This is a genomic window from Sphingobium sp. ba1, from assembly GCF_000743655.1.
In the GTDB taxonomy this organism is placed as follows: Bacteria; Pseudomonadota; Alphaproteobacteria; order Sphingomonadales; family Sphingomonadaceae; genus Sphingobium.
Genome location: NZ_JPPQ01000069.1, coordinates 936,636 through 953,975 on the forward strand (window position 1 = coordinate 936,636; position 17,340 = coordinate 953,975).

At 59.9% G+C, this 17,340-nt stretch carries 18 protein-coding genes; 1 reads left to right on the top strand and 17 read right to left on the bottom strand.

The window, feature by feature from the left end; all coding sequences use genetic code 11:
* The 6 genes from IL54_RS22855 to IL54_RS07640 all read right to left on the bottom strand — a co-directional run.
* A partial coding sequence (locus IL54_RS22855) for a diflavin oxidoreductase (RefSeq protein WP_193378830.1) occupies positions 1 to 1,315 on the bottom strand: 1,315 nt, incomplete at its 3' end.
* 40 nt (positions 1,316 to 1,355) lie between these two features.
* Positions 1,356 to 1,688 carry a Rieske (2Fe-2S) protein gene (locus IL54_RS07620; RefSeq protein ID WP_037474456.1) on the bottom strand — a complete coding sequence of 111 codons (333 nt, stop codon included), beginning with the start codon at positions 1,686 to 1,688 and terminating at the stop codon, positions 1,356 to 1,358.
* Positions 1,685 to 2,983, bottom strand: a complete 1,299-nt coding sequence (locus IL54_RS07625; protein ID WP_081912832.1) for a cytochrome P450 — start codon at positions 2,981 to 2,983, stop codon at positions 1,685 to 1,687. Before IL54_RS07625 ends, IL54_RS07620 begins: the two co-directional genes overlap by 4 nt.
* A gap of 147 nt (positions 2,984 to 3,130) precedes the next feature.
* Positions 3,131 to 3,907, bottom strand: coding sequence for an SDR family NAD(P)-dependent oxidoreductase (locus tag IL54_RS07630; protein ID WP_037474459.1), 777 nt, complete (start codon positions 3,905 to 3,907; stop codon positions 3,131 to 3,133).
* Between the two features lie 37 nt (positions 3,908 to 3,944).
* Positions 3,945 to 5,114, bottom strand: a complete 1,170-nt coding sequence (locus IL54_RS07635; protein ID WP_037474462.1) for an acetyl-CoA acetyltransferase — start codon at positions 5,112 to 5,114, stop codon at positions 3,945 to 3,947.
* 48 nt (positions 5,115 to 5,162) lie between these two features.
* Complete coding sequence (locus tag IL54_RS07640; protein ID WP_037474465.1) at positions 5,163 to 6,335, bottom strand: alpha/beta hydrolase; 1,173 nt, start codon at positions 6,333 to 6,335, stop codon at positions 5,163 to 5,165.
* A 149-nt stretch (positions 6,336 to 6,484) separates the two neighbouring features.
* Here IL54_RS07640 and IL54_RS22195 point away from each other — a divergent pair, with 149 nt between their 5' ends.
* On the top strand, positions 6,485 to 7,354 hold the full coding sequence (locus IL54_RS22195) for a helix-turn-helix transcriptional regulator (protein WP_052027596.1): 870 nt from the start codon (positions 6,485 to 6,487) through the stop codon (positions 7,352 to 7,354).
* A gap of 93 nt (positions 7,355 to 7,447) precedes the next feature.
* Here the strand turns inward: IL54_RS22195 and IL54_RS07650 are convergent, their stop codons facing one another.
* The 11 genes from IL54_RS07650 to IL54_RS07700 all read right to left on the bottom strand — a co-directional run.
* On the bottom strand, positions 7,448 to 8,056 hold the full coding sequence (locus tag IL54_RS07650; RefSeq protein WP_237748815.1) for a VOC family protein: 609 nt from the start codon (positions 8,054 to 8,056) through the stop codon (positions 7,448 to 7,450).
* Between the two features lie 79 nt (positions 8,057 to 8,135).
* Complete coding sequence (gene leuD, locus IL54_RS07655; protein WP_037474469.1) at positions 8,136 to 8,759, bottom strand: 3-isopropylmalate dehydratase small subunit; 624 nt, start codon at positions 8,757 to 8,759, stop codon at positions 8,136 to 8,138.
* Entirely contained in the window at positions 8,759 to 10,162 is a 1,404-nt protein-coding gene (gene leuC / locus IL54_RS07660) for a 3-isopropylmalate dehydratase large subunit (protein ID WP_037474471.1), read from the bottom strand. The genes leuD and leuC overlap by 1 nt, the downstream gene beginning before the upstream one ends.
* The gene (locus IL54_RS07665) at positions 10,162 to 11,082 is read right to left on the bottom strand and encodes a hydroxymethylglutaryl-CoA lyase (RefSeq protein WP_037474473.1); all 921 of its coding nucleotides are present in this window, start codon (positions 11,080 to 11,082) and stop codon (positions 10,162 to 10,164) included. Before IL54_RS07665 ends, leuC begins: the two co-directional genes overlap by 1 nt.
* A complete protein-coding gene (locus IL54_RS07670; protein WP_037474476.1) occupies positions 11,079 to 12,311 on the bottom strand; it encodes a CaiB/BaiF CoA transferase family protein in 1,233 nt (410 codons plus the stop codon). Before IL54_RS07670 ends, IL54_RS07665 begins: the two co-directional genes overlap by 4 nt.
* Positions 12,308 to 12,943, bottom strand: a complete 636-nt coding sequence (locus IL54_RS07675; RefSeq protein WP_052027597.1) for a nuclear transport factor 2 family protein — start codon at positions 12,941 to 12,943, stop codon at positions 12,308 to 12,310. The genes IL54_RS07670 and IL54_RS07675 overlap by 4 nt, the downstream gene beginning before the upstream one ends.
* Entirely contained in the window at positions 12,940 to 14,052 is a 1,113-nt protein-coding gene (locus IL54_RS07680) for a Gfo/Idh/MocA family protein (RefSeq protein ID WP_037474478.1), read from the bottom strand. Before IL54_RS07680 ends, IL54_RS07675 begins: the two co-directional genes overlap by 4 nt.
* Complete coding sequence (locus tag IL54_RS07685; RefSeq protein ID WP_037474483.1) at positions 14,053 to 15,309, bottom strand: cytochrome P450; 1,257 nt, start codon at positions 15,307 to 15,309, stop codon at positions 14,053 to 14,055.
* Between the two features lie 140 nt (positions 15,310 to 15,449).
* On the bottom strand, positions 15,450 to 15,857 hold the full coding sequence (locus tag IL54_RS07690; RefSeq protein ID WP_037474486.1) for a GlcG/HbpS family heme-binding protein: 408 nt from the start codon (positions 15,855 to 15,857) through the stop codon (positions 15,450 to 15,452).
* Positions 15,854 to 16,723: an SDR family NAD(P)-dependent oxidoreductase gene (locus IL54_RS22200; RefSeq protein WP_156106175.1), complete on the bottom strand. Its 870-nt coding sequence runs from the start codon at positions 16,721 to 16,723 to the stop codon at positions 15,854 to 15,856. Before IL54_RS22200 ends, IL54_RS07690 begins: the two co-directional genes overlap by 4 nt.
* A gap of 28 nt (positions 16,724 to 16,751) precedes the next feature.
* Positions 16,752 to 17,340: phosphotransferase (locus IL54_RS07700; protein ID WP_193378831.1), on the bottom strand; the 589-nt coding region annotated here is incomplete at its 5' end.

The following is a 17,340-nucleotide window of genomic DNA, read 5'->3' on the forward strand; positions in this document are numbered from 1 at the left end:
AGGGCGCCACGCCTGTGCCTGCACCGATCATAATGATCGGCGTATCCGGCGCAGGCAGGCGAAAATGGGAATTGCCCTGCACATAGACCTGGAGGCGCGTGCCGATTGCGGTTCGCTCGCAAAGCTGGCCAGTCGCAACGCCGCGCCGGACTTCACCCCAAAGCGGATAAGACACCGGCGCGATCGTCAGATGAACCTCGCCCGGCGCTGCCTTAAGGCTCGAAGCGATCGAGTAAAGGCGCGGTTGGAGCGATCGCAGCATATCAACCAACGTCTGGGCACCCAACGCGTACGCCGGATATTCCCGCATGATGTCAACAATATGATATTGGCGCATGGTATTGGCGCGGACAGCAGCATCACTGGCTTGGGCCATTTCCAGAAGCGCTTGGCTTTGGGCCAATTCTGCCCATGCTTCCAGAAAGCGTGGCGTTACCGAGGTGATGTCCAGATAGAGATTCAGCGCCTCGCTCAGCGATATTTGCTCGCCCTTGAGGGTAACGAGCACATCTTGAGCGAGCCCCCCGGCAGCAAGCACGGCAGCGACGACCTCCGGATCATTCTGGACAAAGACGCCCAACGCGTCGCCCGGCTCATACGCCGTGAACGTGTCGGAAAAGGCCAGCGCGATATGTCGGGTCGCCTTGGTCGATCCCTCGCCGGTCAGGACCCGGTTCTCGACCACCGTCGCTTCCGTCAGGCGATATTTCTCGCCCCGGGCCGCCGCCGGCCCGCGCGGCGCATCATCGGTCGGCAGTATCAATGGCTCTTGCGAGATCGATCCAAGAACAGCGGTACGCCATGCCGCGGCCGGCTCTTCATAGTCAATGTCGCAATCGACCCGTTCCAACAGGCGCCGCGCGCCCCGCTGGGCGAGCGCGTCGTCCAGCCTTCTCCCAGCAGCACAGAAATGCTCGTAGGTAGCGTCGCCGAGCGCAAGAACCGCATAGCTGAGATGATCGAGGGGAGCGGCATGATCAGCGCAGATCGCAGCAAAGTAACTCTCGGCTGCATAGGGCGCGTCTCCGTCGCCGGTGGTGCTGGCGACAAACAGCGCGACATCCACTGATGAAAGCTCAGCGACATCTGCGTCCGCCATGTCCAGCACCCGCGACGCGAGTCCTTGCTGCTCCACAGCCCGCCCAAGTGCCTTTGCCACGTCCTCGCTGGCGCCGGTCTCCGTCGCAAACAATATCAAAACGGATTTCGTGACGGCAGGGCTCGCACCCGCACCCGCGCTGCCAGACTCGAATTCGCTGCCCTTCAACGCGCTGTCGCGCGAATCCCGCGAGCCGAGGGTAGCTTCGCTCAGCATCGACCCGCGTCCCGCTGACCAAACCAGAACGGAAGCCGGTTCACGCAGACGCCTCTTCGACATCATCGATCGTCACGTAGATCGCATCGTTGTCGACCTGGACGTCATAGACCTTGACCGGAATCCACGCAGGCACACCGGTCACTTCGCCGGTGAGGAAGCTGAAACGCGAGCTGTGTGCCGGACATTCGACGCTATCGCCGCAAATCCAGCCGTCGCTGAGCGATTCATCCTCATGCGTGCAACGATCGTCTATCGCCCGAAAACCATGGCCTTCGATATGGGCAACGCAAAGCGTCCGATTGCCGATTTCGACCTTCTTCATCTCGCCAGGGGGCAGATCGCTGGCCTTGAGAACTTTAACCTTGGTCATGCGCGCGGACTCCAATTGTCGAGAATGACGGGAAACGAGATGTACGTCGGGATCTGGTCCCTTGGATCATCGGAGTGCTTGAGGGGCAGCAACTGCGCAGCGATCTGTGGATCACGCCGGATTCCTGCACGGAACAGGCCCTGGACCAGCCGGAGATGGCTGCCGCTCTTGCCGTCATTGCCGAGAACAGCTCGCAACCCGAGGCATTGATGCGCACCAGTCGCAAAGGCCAGCCCGTACCGACTGATGCCTTCGGGCACCTCCCGCTTGGGATTGAAATCATTGGCGTCTGCGCCAAATATGGCCGCGTCTCGACCTGCCCGTGCGACCCAGGCCTGGACCTCGTCACCGGCCTTGACCTGAACCGCGCCAGCATCAACATCATCGACCGCGAGGCGCGTGATGAAAGGCACGAATGGCGCGCGCAGCCGAAGCGCCTCCTGCAGCGCGTTGCTGATGAATTCCATATCCTCGACCAGCGCGCGGTCATCGGGATGTTTTTCGAACCAATCTAGCAGATATTCCACGGTCGAGAGCACGGCCTGCGCACTGGTCCCGGTCGTCGCGACGAAGAAGAGGATTGCCTCCTTTATCCCGACATCCTCATCGGCATAGGTTTCATGTGCCTGCGTAGCGATCATTTGGAGGAGGTTGAGCGGAACATCCTCTTCGGACAGTTCACCGGCTTCCAGCTTCTTCAATTGCCGGCGGGTGAACTCGAGCGAGGGACGATAAAATTCTTCGACGAATACATGCTTGGCCTCGATCCCTGCGTTGGTGACGCCTTCGCGATCCTCAAAATGGGCCGCGCTCAAGCCACCGAAGATCGGCAAGGCGCAACCGCGCAGGCGAGCCATGCCCTCTTCGGATTCCACCCCCTCGATGCCGATGATCTTGGCTGCGAACTCGAGAAAGATCAGTTCGACGACGCCCGCAAGGTCACAGCCGAACGCTCCCTCCTCATTGGGCTTGACCATGCGGGACATCCACCGATCGACCGAAGGGAGAATGATATCCTCCCGGAACCGGACCAGTTGCTCGGGTCGCACCAGCGAATTCAGCAGACGCCTGCGCTGGCGATGCACGTCGCCATTGCTCATGGCCAGATTGCCTTGCTGAAATTCGCGGACGTTGATCGCAGCCAGCGCGTTGGGGCAGATATAGTTGTCTGCCGAGACATCGGCGTTTTCCTCAACCGCCTTCGAGCGCAGAACCTGCTGCATGGCATCCAGCGTATCAATTTTGACACGCGAGACCGGGCACTGAGACGGGGGGCTCTGTTGCTCGGTATCCATCTATCAACTCTCCTATGGCGGTGGAGAGCGTGCGGTTGCTTGCCAGGGCATCCACCGCTCTAAACTCTGGTGATCAAACTAGAGGCAAACCGTCGGTCCGTATGTCACCGATGCTGGGGACTAGCGTCGAAACAGCGGCACGAGCGCCTAGAGTGCCGACCAGCCGCCATCGACCGGAAGACAGACGCCCGTGACGAATTCAGCCTCGTCGGAGCTGAGGAACATGACCGCCTGGGCAATTTCGCGCGGCTTTCCAAGGCGCTTCATCGGATGCATATCGCCGATGGCTCGTCGCGCAGCGTCCTGCTCCGCCCGTTCCAGTCCCGACAGGCTTTGCGCCATCATGCCGGTCGGTATGCCACCTGGCGCGACCGCGTTTATCCTTATGCCGTCGGTGGCATATTCAATCGCGGCATTTTTAGTCAGGCCCACCACGGCCGCCTTGCTCGCCGCGTAAGCGGTTTGAAGGGCCATGCTGTGATGACTGAGGAACGAGGCGGTGTTGATGATGGAGCCGCCGCCCTGGATTTGCATGAGCTTGATCTCGGCACGCATGCACAGCCATACTCCGGTGACATTGACCCGGATCACACGATCCCATTCCTCGAAGGTCAGATCCGCCGTAAGCGTCGATGACTGCGTAATACCTGCGTTGTTGAATGCGCAGTCGATGCGACCGGTCACCGCTTGCGCCGCCTGCATTGCAGCGACGACCGATTCCTCGTCCGCCACATCGGCGGTTATACCGTGAAAGCGAGCGTCGATGGCTCGCAGGAGTGCGGCGGTCTTGTCCAGACCGTCCTGCGACCGATCGATGCCAACGACATGGGCGCCGGCTTCGGCAAAGGCGAGGGCGCTCTCCTGGCCGATGCCGCTCCCGGCCCCGGTGATGAGCACGGTCTTGCCGTCAAAACGAGCAGCCATTCTGTCTCTCCATTTCTATATCGTTGAACATGCTAGATCAGCGCACCCGCTCCAGGACGCTGGCGTAGTTCGCGACAGCCGCTCCGCCCATGTTGAATATCCCGGCCAGTTGCGCGCCGGGCACTTGCATCCCGTCAGGGGCCTCAGCGCATAATTGCATGGCGCACAGGGCATGCATCGATACACCTGTCGCTCCGATTGGATGGCCCTTGGCTTTTAGCCCGCCCGAAGCATTGACCGGCAGACGCCCCCCAATCTCGGTCCAGCCCTCCAGAACGGCACGGGCGCCCTCGCCATGGGGCACGAGGCCCATGGCCTCATACTCGATCAATTCGGCGACCGTGAAGCAGTCGTGGGTCTCGACGAGCGAGAGGTCGTCCAGCCCGATACCGGCTTCAGCAAACGCCATCCGCCAGGCGTGGGTACAGCCTTCGAACTGGGTGATGTCGCGACGCGACATCGGCAGGAAATCCTGGACATGGCCGCGTCCGCGAAATTGGACAGCGCGCGTGGCCTGCGCCGCAATGTCCGGCGCTGCCAGAATGATGGCCGCGGCCCCGTCCGAAACCAAGGAGCAATCTGTTCGCTTCAGCGGTCCAGCAACATAAGGGTTGCGCTCACTTTCCGTTCGGCAAAATTCATACCCCAGGTCCTTGCGCATCTGCGCCCAGGGGTTGTTGACGCCGTTCTTGTGATTTTTGGCCGCGATCCGGGCAAGCGCATCCGACTGGTCCCCATATTTCTGGAAATAAGCGTGCGCGATCTTGCCAAAAATTCCCGCAAATCCGCCGTCCGTGTCGCCTTCCTCGGCGAGGTAAGAGGCACGCAGCAGGTTTTCCGCGATCTGTGGTGGTGTGGAATCCGTCATCTTTTCGACGCCGACCACCAGGACGGACTTGGCGCGTCCTGCTTCGATCGCGTTCAGGCCCTGGAAAACCGCAGCGGACCCCGACGCGCATGCATTTTCCGTGCGCAAAGCTGGCTTGAAGCGAAGCCCCGAATTTGCCTGCAGTACCAGTGCCGACGTCAGGTCCTGCTTGGAAAAGCCAGCGTTGAAGTGACCCAGGACGATCGAATCGATGTCTTCGGGACCAAGCCCCGCATGCGCCATCGCCTCGTTGGCCGCAGCCACGACCAGCGTTTCCACGGTTTCTTCCGGCTGCTTGCCAAACGGGGTGTGTCCCCAACCTATGATCGAAGCGTTCACGCTGCTACTCCAAAATGATAATCGCGCAGATAAATGGCGCTGACCGAGCTAGCGCCCAAGAAGGTCGCGCTGTGAAAGCCAATCCTCGGTAACCTTGGTGGCCTGATCGAGATGTTCTGGTTGTCCCACATAATAATGGGTTGCGCCCTCTATGATCACGTGCCGCTTGTCGCTTGAGGCGGCTGCCTCGAAAACCGACCTGCAGTGATATTGCGGCACCGCATCGTCTGCCGTGTTTTCGATGAAGAGCAGCGGCGCTGAAATGCAGGCCGCATTGGCAACGCCTTCGGCATTCGTGTCGTCAATCGACCATTGCGAGAGCCAGGCACGCAAGGTCGAGAAGCGCGCCAGACCCACCGGGCCGCTGTTGACCGTCTCGGGAACGCCCAGATAGCATCGGCCGATGGGCCGATCATTGGGATCCAGCGTAGCGTCCAGGAAACGGGGGTCGGCAAGGGTTCGGTGCGTAACGAAACCGCGCTCGCGCTCGGCGCCGCCTGCCGATTTCAGCCGCTCAAGCGTCTCTTTCACCCAAGCTGTAATACGCCGCACCCGGACGAGCTGGGCCGCGCGATACCGTTCGATAAATTCCGCTGGGTAAGGCGCCTGAAATGGTCCGGCATAAAGGTCGAGGGTAGGATCCCTGTTGTCCGGGTCAAGCTCGTCAATGACGGAAGGATCTATGATATCGAGCAGCAATTTGGCACGCGAGCTATGGGCTGCCTGGAAAATGACTGCATCGGCAGGGATCAAACCCGCCTTGGTGAGATCGACAGGGTCACCTGCCGGGGTGTGCGTGATCGTCGGCTGTTCTGCCTGGGACTGATAGAAAAGCGATAGCGAGCCCCCTCCGCTCCATCCCACCAGAACGACCCGCGTGTAGCCCCACACCGACTTCGCATGCTTGATATACGCCCCCAAATCCAGAAGCACATTTTCCAATATGCAAGCGGTATCGTTCCGCGCGTATCGGCTTCCGGCGCATAAAACATGTGCCCCGCGCTTTGCCGCTTCTCTAGGAACTGGGAGGAGTTGAAGCGTTGAAGCGGGGTGCATGTATATCTGAAGGGTTTTACTTGGGACGCCGACAGGTCGTATCAAGATGCCTTCGAGATTTACGGCACCCTGATTACCTGCAAAACCATATGTCTCGGTGAAGCTCTGCGTCTCATCATAATGCACATGCACCCAGTCGAACTGTAGCTCGTGAACTTCAGGCATATAAATACTGTGCCTCCCCAACTCGTACCGGCCTTCGGCCTTGTGAATTATCGCTTCGGTGGGTATGATGTATCAGGAAGCTGTGTGCAGTCCTGTCCCTATCGCGCGGGACGGAAGACGATAATCAACGCGGCACCCAAGGAGAGAATATGCCTTTCTGGACCGCACTCTCGGAACCAGCGCTTCACAAGCTGGCAGCGAATTTTCCGGACCTGATCATGTCCATCGGACAGAAGCGGTTCGGAGTGCAGTTGCTGACGCTCCTTAACGATACCTGCGGTGCGGAGCATGCGACCGTCTTCCATCTGACTGCCGATAATTTGATCGAAGTGACAGCTGCCAGCATGGACGGCTCGGATACGGCCCACCGGCAGGTCGGCGTGTATCTCAAGGAGGGTCTATGGCGCCGCGATCCCACTTTGAACGAAGCGAAGCTGCGCCTATCCTCGGAAAATGAGGCATTTGTGCGCACCGATGTCGAGCATCTGAGCGACGACGTATTGCGCGAGATCGTTTACGGCGAGCAGGACATCAGCGACAGACTGCTCATCTGTTCGCGCTGGGGCGATGATATTGTCGGGCTGAGCGTGCTACGCTCATCGCACGCCGGCCTGTTCACCCGCGCCGACATCGACGCCGTCCAGTCGATTGCGGGAACCATCTTCGCCCTTCTGGCCAAGCATATCAGCATCACGTGGGACGGCCCGAATGTATCCGTGGCTCTGACGTCGCTGCAGGAGATCGAAGCTTGTGTGTCGGCATGTGCTGCCTCGCTGCCCCGGCGCGAAGCCGAGGTATGCAGCCGGATCATTTATGGCATGTCGTCGGTAGGCATATCGCTGGAGCTGGAAATCAGCGAGGAGACGGTCATGACATACCGCAAGCGGACCTATCACCGGCTCGGCATCGCCACTCAGCGCGAACTGCTGTTGTGGTATCTCGACCTGTGGAGCCATTGGCAGGATCGCTCGACGCGGGAACCGGCCGAACTATCCTGGAAGCCGCAAAAGGTGGCATGATAGGTCGCGAAGACCCTGTCGTCTTTACTTCGGTTTCGACGGATCCGGATAGTGCAGCATCCGGATCCGTCGTGGCACGCTCGCCAGAAACTTTCAGCGTTTATGGCGACGGGCGGCTATGAGTTCGACCATCGCTTCTGCAACATCGCGGCCTGATTCGATGGCCTGCTTCTTGCCCTCGTTCCACATCGTGAGGTCGGCCAGCCCCTTGACCGAATGCCTGTTCCATTCGGGATCGGTCGGATGCGTTATTTCGAGGCGAAGACCGTTCGGATCGCGGAAATAAATGCTGTAGATCAGTCCGCCATGGTCTGTCGGACCAACCACGTCGATGCCCTTGCTGGTAAGCCATTGGTGCCACTGATCGACCTCGTCATGGGTCTCGGCCTGCAGCGCAATATGATCGAATATTTCATATGCAGGGTGGGAAACGGCCGGACGCTCGGGAAGTCCGGGCGCCTCGAAAAAAGCGATGGTCGAGCCATCCTTCATTCGAAAGAAAATGTGGAAGTAAGGGAACGCATCGCCGGTCGAAGGGATCGTGTCGTCGACAACGGTGCTCGCCAGTTCCATGCCCATTATATTCATGTAAAAATCGGCGGTCGCTTCGACGTCGTGCGTCACCCAGGCTGCATGATTAAGCATGAGCGGGGTAAGCCTTGTCATCGAATCGGTGGCTACCGTTTCGGCAGACATAACCATGGAAAATCCTCTCCCGTCAGGAATTATTACTGGATATAGGAATGCATCTCGATCGGCTGTCCCCAAGTCGCGGGACCAGTTATCTATTACTGGCAATAGAAATTGCGGGGACGGAATCGAAATTTTCGCGTCTCCATCGGTCAATTCGCCGCTGATGTCCCAAGGTCTCGGCAATTTCGTCCCGCCCCTCGATGAGCGCGATCTTGCGTCCGGCATCGATGTCGAAGCGGATCGCTCGCGCCATGCTCGTGCTGATCAACTGGCGCTGCAGATCAATCTGCATTCGGGCGGTTGCCGGTATTTCGGCAAGGCGCTGGAGCTGATCATGGTCCGGCTCATCTAGCACGATGGGAAGAATGCCGTTCTTGAAACAATTATTGTAGAAAATGTCGGCAAAGCTTTTCGCGACGATCGCGCTTATGCCGAAATCGGTGAGCGCCCACGGCGCATGTTCGCGGCTGGACCCGCAGCCAAAATTCTGGCCCGCAATAAGGATACCCGCTTTCCGCCATGGATTACGATTGAGAATGAAGCCCAGATTGTCGCTCCCGTCCTCATGATACCGCATGCGGGCAAACAGAGCACGCCCAAGGCCCTCGCGACTCACCGTCTTGAGATATTCTCCCGGCAGGATCTTGTCGGTATCGATATTGTCCTGCACCAGGGGTGCAGCGATGGCAGTGAGGTCGGTAAATTTACCCATCACGCGTAGGTCCTCACGTCAACGATGGCACCCGCCACGGCAGCTGCGGCGGCCATGGCAGGTGACATGAGATGCGTGCGCCCCCCCGGCCCCTGACGCCCTTCGAAGTTGCGGTTCGAGGTCGAGGCGCAGCGTTCGCCGGGCGAGAGGCGGTCGGGATTCATACCCAGGCACATAGAGCATCCTGCGTCGCGCCACTCAAAACCCGCATCGCGAAAAATATCGGCCAGCCCTTCCTCTTCAGCCTGGCGCTTGACACTGCCTGAGCCCGGCACAACCAAAGCCCGCACGCCTGGAGCAACGTGACGATGGAGCGCAATAGCCGCTGCGCTGCGCAGATCCTCGATCCGTCCATTCGTGCAACTGCCGATAAATACGACGTCGATCTTGACGCCCTGGATTGGCTGCCCGGGGTCCAGAGCCATATAATCGAGCATCGTGCGCGCCTGATCCCTTTTGTCGTTCGCCAACGCCTCGAGTGTCGGAACCACGCCATCTACGCGAGTCACAGCTTCCGGGCTTGTACCCCAGGTGACCATCGGCGCGACGTCGGATGCATCGACAACCACCTCCCGGTCGAACGTCGCGTCCGGGTCGGAGCGAAGCGCGCGCCACCGATCCAGGGCCGTCACAAGAGCGTCGCCCGAAGGGACGCCCGGTCGGCCTTCAAGCCAGTCAAAGGTCTTGTCGTCCGCTGCTATCAGACCAGCCCGTGCACCGGCCTCAATCGACATGTTACAGACCGTCATCCTTCCTGCCATGTCCAGATCGGTGATGGCTTGGCCTGCATATTCGATGACATAGCCGGTGCCGCCAGCGGTTCCGAGCTTGCCTATGATGTAGAGAATGAGGTCCTTGGCCGTTACCCCGACCGGCAGCGCATTTTCCACCCGCACACGCAGTGTTTTGACCGGCTTCTGTCGCAGCGTCTGCGTCGCCAGCACATGTTCGACCTCCGAGGTGCCAATGCCGAAGGCCAAAGCGCCAAACGCGCCATGCGTCGATGTGTGGCTATCACCGCACACGATCGTCATGCCCGGTAGCGTGAGCCCGAGTTCAGGACCAATGACGTGGACGATGCCCTGCGCTTCGCTGCGCAAGGCGACATAGGGCACGGCAAATTCCGCGACATTGCGTTCCAGCGTCTCAACCTGAATTCGGCTGTCGGGATCCGCGATGGGACGATCCCGATGTTCGGTGGGCACATTATGGTCCGCAACGGCAATCGTCAGTTCGGGATGCGCAAGCCTTCTGTTCGCGATTCGAAGTCCCTCGAACGCCTGTGGGCTGGTTACTTCATTGACCAGATGGCGGTCGATCTGCAGCAGCCATGATCCATCGTCCAGTTCCAAGATCGCATGCGCGTCCCAGATTTTCTCGAACAAGGTGCGTGCCTTTTGCATCAAACGGCCTCGGTCAATGGGGCCTTTGACCCCAGAGCATCTCTCACACGCCCGCCGACACAGGCGCCGGGCAGGGCCGCTGCGTCCTCCGCAGCATCCAGCAACCTTGTCAGATCGATGCCCGTGGCGACGCCCATCTTGGCGAATGTCCACACCAGATCCTCAGTGGCGACATTGCCCGTAGCGCCGGGTGCAAAGGGACAGCCGCCCAGCCCGCCGAAGGACGAATCCACTACGCCAACCCCTGCACGATAGGCCGCCAGGGCATTCGCGACGCCCAGTCCATAGGTATCATGGCCATGGAAAGCCCATCTTTCGATCTGCGGGAAGCGCGCCTTCGCCCGCATGAACAACTCGCCGACCCGATCAGGCGTAACCCGGCCGGTCGTGTCGCAAAGGCAATATTCGGAGTCAGGCGAAATCTCCGCCAGTGCCTCGATCAGATCGAGAGCCTCATCAGGATTAACGGATCCATCGAACGGGCAGTCGAACGAGGTCGCCAGATTGATGCGCACCTTGGCATAGACCGGCAGCATAGCGACGATCGACCGGAAATCCTCGACCGACTCACCCGGCGTTCTGAGCACATTGCTTTGATTATGCTTGGGCGAAACCGACAGCACGAAGGCGAGATGGCGGGCGTCCGCCGCCAGAGCGCGTTCCGCCTGACGCTGGCTGGGCACGAGCACTTGCACATCCAGGCCGGGCTTATTCCCGCAATAGGCCAGCAATTGCGGTGCATCGGCCATTTGCGGCACCGCGCGCGGGCTGACGAACGCCGTCGCCTCCATCCGGCGAATGCCAGCGTCGTACAGCTTGTCGATCAGCGAGAGCTTCTGCGCAGTGGGGATGAACTGCTCGATGGGCTGGAAGCCATCCCTTGGCCCCACTTCGACGATCGATACGGACGGGGCGCTCATGTCAAAACTCCAGAATGTTTCAGCGAGACGATCCGGCTTTCGTCATAGCCTAGCAACTCTCGCATGATCGCTTCGCCGTCGGCACCAATGTCAGGGCCAGTGCTACGAACCTGTCCAGGTGCATCGGGAAAATGGGGAACGATGCCAGGATGGAGAACTGTCCCGATCAGCGGATCTTCAACTTCGCGGACCATTCCACGGGCGCGATATTGCGGGTCGTGCGCGATATCCTGCGCTGTGTAGACCTTTGAGGACGGGATATCCGCACCGGCAAGCATCTGCGAAAGCCTCTCGGCCGTATATTGGCCGCTCCATTCGCCAATCAAGCTATCGAGTTCGGCGGCATGACCCACTCGCTGCGCATTGCCCGTAAACCGCGGATCGTCCACCAAGTCGGAGCGGCCCATGAGGGCGAGCAGCTTGGCAAAGAGGGGCTCCGAATTGGCGGCGATCAATATCCACTGCTCGTCCGCAGTAGGATATGCGTTGGATGGCGCAGCCGTGGCGATCGCGCCCCCGGTTGGCTGCTTTATCCTGCCCAATGCGCCAAATTCAGGAAGCATCCCCTCCATCATGCTGAGCACGCTTTCGGTCAGCGCCACGTCGATCGTTTCGAAGCGCGCCGTGGCCCCGAACTTCTCTCGCCGCCATAGCGCGGAAACGATGCCGAAGGCGGCGTAGAGCCCTGCCAGCGAATCGCCGATGCTAACGCCCACGCGAACCGGAGGCAGGCCATGGGTTTCAGGGGGATGGTTGGTGAGATAGCGAATGCCGCCGATTGCTTCACCGATCACGCCGAACGCCGCCTGATTGCGTCCCGGGCCGCTCTGGCCATAGCCCGAGACATGGGCCACGATCAGCCCTGGCCGCCGCTCGCGTAATATGTCCGGGGCAAGTCCCATCTTGGCAAGCTGGCCGGGACGGAAATTCTCAACGACGACATCGCAATGCTCGACCAGATCGAGCAATATGTCCCGGCCCTTCTGCGCCTTGAGATCAAGTGCGATACTGCGTTTGTTCCGCCCATGCACTGACCACCAGAGCGACCGCCCGTCGATCTGCGCACCCCATTGCCGCACGGGATCACCCTTTGGCGGCTCGATCTTGATGATGTCGGCACCCAGGTCGCCGAGCAGTCGCGTGCAAAAAGGCGCAGCGACGAAATGGCCGATTTCCAATACGCGAATACCCGAAAGGACCCCGCCTTCGCCGCTTTGCCCTTCCGTCATGCGCTTACCGATTCCTTGGCAGCGCTGCTCAGCCGCTTGTAATCGGTGACCCGGGACGGATCGATCTCGAGCGGCCTTTTGTAGGACGGGTCTTGCACGTCGCGGCTGGGCTGCGGCGCGGTTTCAGCGACCTTGAACTCGAAAGGCTGCAGGCAGTCATAATTCGGCCCGCCTTCGGGCGTCTTGGCTCCCTCGATCGTGTTGATCGAAGGGGCCACCCAGTCCACGATATATTCGCGGGCGACGATACCCCATTTGCCGTCGCGCTTTTCCATCCGGTCGATGTAGCGACCACCGATCGCGCTGAACGGCGCGCCTGTCTTGTTCATGCCCGAATAGGACAGATAGGTTTCGCAATGCGCGACATTGCCATTGATCCAGGCGAGATGATTGCCAATCATATGCTGGGTCGAACTGTGATTTTCGGAGTGCATTTTGCGTACCCACGGCCAGAACTCATCGGCTGAGCCGACGAACATGCTATGATCGTCCAGCGCATCGCGATGATATGCGGACATCACCATCTCTTCATCGAGACGATCGACGCCGCGGCAGTAGCGGTTCACGACGTCCAGAATTTCCTGGCGGTCCATCAGGTAGGTAAGCTTCTCCTGCATCTCTTCCAGCGTCATTCTATCTCTCCTCTCCGGTTCCAGTCCGCCGCGCGCTCGATGCGATCCAGTAGGCGATGGGTTATGATGGCATCAGCGAAGGAAGGGACAGTCAAAGACCCGCTGGTCAGATCGTCATGGACCGCGCGATACGCGTGCGCGACGGCATCGGAATAGCCGGCCGGATCGGTCGCCACGCGGCGATACTCGACGGGCACGGCCAACTCCGCGAGCGGACTGGTGCCTTGACGTCCTCGCAGGCGCACATGGCCATATTGCAGATGGCCGCTATCGCCTTCAACGACCAGCACGCCCTTGGTCCCGTTGATCTCCCAGCGGAAACTCTGTTCGGGTGCGTCACCGCCGTGATAGTGGAGCGACACAACGGCCCCCCCTTCTAACAGGCCGCCGACGACGATCTGGTCCGGCGCAGTGGCCGAGACGATATCTTCGCTATCGACCAGCCCGACCGAGACGTAATGGGTTGCTAAAATGGCATGAAGGCGGGAGAAATCGCCCAGAACCCAGGTAAACGCATCGAGCATGTGCCCGAAAGGTATGCTCAGCATGGTCGCGCCGGTCTTATCGTCGAGCACATAGGCCATGCCGGCCATGGCAACGCCGCCCCATGGAAACCCGCCGGCCCCCTTCACACTGGAAGAAATCACGTCGCCAACATAGCCTTGGCTGACAAGGTCGCGCAGATAGCCTAGCACGGGCGCGCTTCTGCCCTGCAAGCCGACGAATGTCCGTACGCCGCGCGCCTTGGCGGCATCGGCGATCTCGGCGGCATCTTCCAGGTCCCTGCCGAGCGGCCATTCGCAATAGACCGCCTTGCCCTGATCGAGCGCATGGGCGACCAGTTCCTTATGGTGCGGCACCTTGACGGTCACGACCACAAGGTCGACGTCCGGATGGGAGGCGAGCCGGGCTGGATCGTCGGTAGCAAAGTCGATACCATATGCCTTGCCCGCCACCTTGGCAGTGTCGGGCGTCGAAGCCGACAGGCCCTTGATCGCGAAGCGATCCGGCATCGCGCGAAGGGCTTCGACGTGCGCCGTGGCGGCCCATCCACCCTTGGCGCTAAGGCCAATGATGCCGACACCGAGCGGCTTGCTGGCAGTGCCCATCTATCCGTCCGTCCGCTGTCCAGGAGTGAATTCGACATTCAGGCTTTCGAGGGCATGAATCTGGAAATGCTCCATGTAGCGCGGCGCAGGATGCTTATCGGATATGCGGATATCCTTCAGCCGCTCCAGCAGGCGGCCTATCGCCACGCGCATCTCCATGCGCGCCAGTTGGTTGCCGACGCAGAAGTGGATACCCCGGCCAAACGCCAGATGGTTGCGGACGCCCTTGCGATCGATGTCGATCTTTTCTGGGCATTCCCACTTGGCCTTGTCATAATTGCCCGCGAGATAGCTTAGCTGCACCACCGTGTCCTTGGGGATGGCAACACCGCACAATTCGGTATCCCGCGTCGTGAAGCGATATTGATGCGGCACGGGTGCGTGAGCCCGCAGCATCTCCTCGATAACCGCAGGGATCATCTTGGGATCGGCTATCAGCCGGTCCTTCAACGCCGGATCGCTCAGGATCATGTTCATCGCACTGGTGATGCCGGTGGTCGTCGTCTCGTTACCCGCGACCAAGACAAGCTGTGCGATCATCAGCAACTGGCCCATGGTCAACTTCTGACCGTCGACATCGGCATGAACGAGGCGACTGAGCATATTGTCGTTGGGCGCGGCCTCATATTCCCGCGCGCGCGCAGCCAGGTAATTCTGCATATCGATCATGCGATCGGTCAGCATAAGCTCCCGGTCGGGCGGGCAATTGGGATCGTTGCGGTCAACCCAGGCTGTGGACCAGAGCTTGAACTGCTCATAATCCTCGCGTGCCACGCCCAATTGATCGGAGATGATGTACATCGGCAGATGGACGGCGAATCCGGCACTCAGGTCCGTTTCGCCCGCCTCGATGAAACCGTCGATCAACTCATCAACAAGGCCCAGCGCATAGGGCTCGAGCTTTTTGACATAGCTTGGCGTGAACACCTTATCGACCAGCGCGCGATGCAGGCCATGCTCGGGCGGATCGGCGAACGCCAGCACATGTTCCTCGGGCCAGCCTCGCTCACGATACCGTTTCGCCACCTCCTCGGAAACGGAGGTCTGACGGTTGATCATGATCGGCGTCTTGCTGGAGAATATCTCCGGATGGCTGTTGACGAAATTGATGTCGTCATAGCGGCTGACGATATACATGTTCGTGCCAGGGTCGCGATAGACCGGTGCCTCTTCCAGCAGCCGATTGAGAAAAGGGAATGGACAACGCTGCACTTCCGGCGATGCGTAGCTTCCCAGGTCATCTTTCACGATTTCCATATGCCTGCTCCCATTGGCCCACGGATCGAGCTCGCTATCGGAGCAGTCCCAGGTGCCATTCTTTCAATTGCCAGTAAGTCCTAGCAGACCAACCTCCGTCAGCCTGTCACCGAGAACCGGGACAGGTGCCGATAATCACGTCAGTCCTGCGGCGTTAATGACGCTGCCCCGTATCTGGCGACCGCCTCGTCCTGATCGGGCGAGGCGCCGGAAACGGCGATGGCGCCCACGCAATGCGCCTCGTGATAAAGGGGCACTCCGCCACGAAACGGATAGAAATCGTCGATCGCGATCAACGAAGGCATGGCCATGGCAGCCTGTTCCAACTGTATGGTCGGCATTTTGAGCTCGAGAGCCGTACGCGCCTTTCCCTCCGCTACGCGCAGAGAGATTAAGGGAGCCGCTCCAAGCCGATCGAGACGCAGCATATGGCCGCCATCATCGACAATGCAGATGGTCACCGCCAGATTCTCGGTCTGCGCAAACGTCCTGGCAGCCTGCATGATCGCATCGACCTCAAGGGTCGTAAGATGGGGTCTGGATATCATGATCCGCTCTCCAGAGGTGCCGTCCGATAAAGGTCGAGAATGAGAGAGTCTATTTCCCGGTCCGACTTCGTACGTGCGAGCTGGCACATATATTCGGCGTCGGTTCCAACCCGGTAGCGCGTCTCCGGATTATCAGCTCGCAACGCCTCGACGACGATTTCCGCGACAGCTTCGGCCGATGTATAGTTCGCGTTTGTCAGACCTTCATCTGCCCGATATTTCATTTGACGATAGAGGTTCCCGTAGAGGGCGGCCTCTTCGTCGGGCAGTTCGGAAATGACCTGTGCAAGCGATGCCTGGCTGCGGCGCATCATCTGCGTGTCGAGTGACCCCGGCTGGATCAGGACGACGTCGACGTTCCAAGCGCCTGCTTCCTGCCGCAACACATCGGCCAGCCCTTCAAGCGCGAATTTGGACGCGACATAGCTCGCCATCACCGGGGTAGCGACCACGCCTGACCAGGAACCGGTCAATATGATACGGCCATGGGTCTTCCTCAATGCCGGCAAGCAGGCCTGATAGACAGCCAGGTTCGAGAGACAATTTATCTCCATCGTCCGCCGGAAGACATCGAAGGATGTCGTTTCCGCTGGAGCGAAAGGCGCGACCGCCGCGCATATGACGACTGCGTCCAGCGATCCCATGAAATCCACGAGCCTTGCGACCTGAGCCTTGAGCAAATCGGCATCGGCGAGGTCCGCGACTTCCACAATTGCGCAGCCGGGACAATCTTCGCGGAACGCTGGAACCGCTTCGGGCCGTGAAACGGTTGCACCGACCCGATAGGGCGCCTTCACAAGCGCCCTTGTGACCGACAACCCCATGCCGCCATTCGCACCGACTACGAGCGCATTGGGGACAGTCACAGGTCGAGGCCGGCGAAGCGCGTTGCGGTCACAGGGTTTCTCGAACAAGGGCGAGTGTACCGTGATCCTCCACAGCCGTGGAAACTCGGAGCAGCGCGACCGCCATTGTTTCCCAGCCGTAGCTTTCGGGCGGACAGGTCAGCCAGCCGATGTAGAGCGTCCACAACGCCGCGCGCCTGTGCTCGGTCCACAGCATTTCGAGGGTCGGCGGCGACCGCACCCCCAATTCGATCAACTGGTCGCGATAATAGTCGAGCAATTCCCGCTCGTGCCTGCGGCGTTCCGCGATCGATAGCGCGGTGTTGATGATATAGGTCACATCATGCAGCGCGAAGCCCTTTACGCAAAGCTGCCAGTCATGCAGGCCGACGCTAAAGTCCGGCATCCTATAGGTATTGCCGATGTGGAGGTCGCCATGCAGCAGCGTCTGCGGCAGGGTCGCCTGGTGTTTCTTGTTGGCGACCATGCCAGCAAAAAGTTCGCGCTCTGTCGTTCCAAGCCGCTCCAGAAGTTCCCGCTTGAACTTATGCAGTTCCAACTGGCTGCGGATACCTTCCTGTTGTTGCCCCCTAAAGGCCGGACAGTTCCTCACGGGTTGAACGTTCGATAAACTCTCT

What these genes read in the sequence shown, in the direction of transcription:
- IL54_RS07620 (WP_037474456.1), bottom strand. Translation starts at nt 1,688, where the DNA reads ATGACCAAGGTTAAAGTTCTCAAGGCCAGCGATCTGCCCCCTGGCGAG.
- IL54_RS07625 (WP_081912832.1), bottom strand. Translation starts at nt 2,983, where the DNA reads ATGGATACCGAGCAACAGAGCCCCCCGTCTCAGTGCCCGGTCTCGCGT.
- IL54_RS07630 (WP_037474459.1), bottom strand. Translation starts at nt 3,907, where the DNA reads ATGGCTGCTCGTTTTGACGGCAAGACCGTGCTCATCACCGGGGCCGGG.
- IL54_RS07640 (WP_037474465.1), bottom strand. Translation starts at nt 6,335, where the DNA reads ATGCCTGAAGTTCACGAGCTACAGTTCGACTGGGTGCATGTGCATTAT.
- IL54_RS22195 (WP_052027596.1), top strand. Translation starts at nt 6,485, where the DNA reads ATGCCTTTCTGGACCGCACTCTCGGAACCAGCGCTTCACAAGCTGGCA.
- IL54_RS07650 (WP_237748815.1), bottom strand. Translation starts at nt 8,056, where the DNA reads ATGGTTATGTCTGCCGAAACGGTAGCCACCGATTCGATGACAAGGCTT.
- leuD (WP_037474469.1), bottom strand. Translation starts at nt 8,759, where the DNA reads ATGGGTAAATTTACCGACCTCACTGCCATCGCTGCACCCCTGGTGCAG.
- leuC (WP_037474471.1), bottom strand. Translation starts at nt 10,162, where the DNA reads ATGCAAAAGGCACGCACCTTGTTCGAGAAAATCTGGGACGCGCATGCG.
- IL54_RS07665 (WP_037474473.1), bottom strand. Translation starts at nt 11,082, where the DNA reads ATGAGCGCCCCGTCCGTATCGATCGTCGAAGTGGGGCCAAGGGATGGC.
- IL54_RS07670 (WP_037474476.1), bottom strand. Translation starts at nt 12,311, where the DNA reads ATGACGGAAGGGCAAAGCGGCGAAGGCGGGGTCCTTTCGGGTATTCGC.
- IL54_RS07675 (WP_052027597.1), bottom strand. Translation starts at nt 12,943, where the DNA reads ATGACGCTGGAAGAGATGCAGGAGAAGCTTACCTACCTGATGGACCGC.
- IL54_RS07680 (WP_037474478.1), bottom strand. Translation starts at nt 14,052, where the DNA reads ATGGGCACTGCCAGCAAGCCGCTCGGTGTCGGCATCATTGGCCTTAGC.
- IL54_RS07685 (WP_037474483.1), bottom strand. Translation starts at nt 15,309, where the DNA reads ATGGAAATCGTGAAAGATGACCTGGGAAGCTACGCATCGCCGGAAGTG.
- IL54_RS07690 (WP_037474486.1), bottom strand. Translation starts at nt 15,857, where the DNA reads ATGATATCCAGACCCCATCTTACGACCCTTGAGGTCGATGCGATCATG.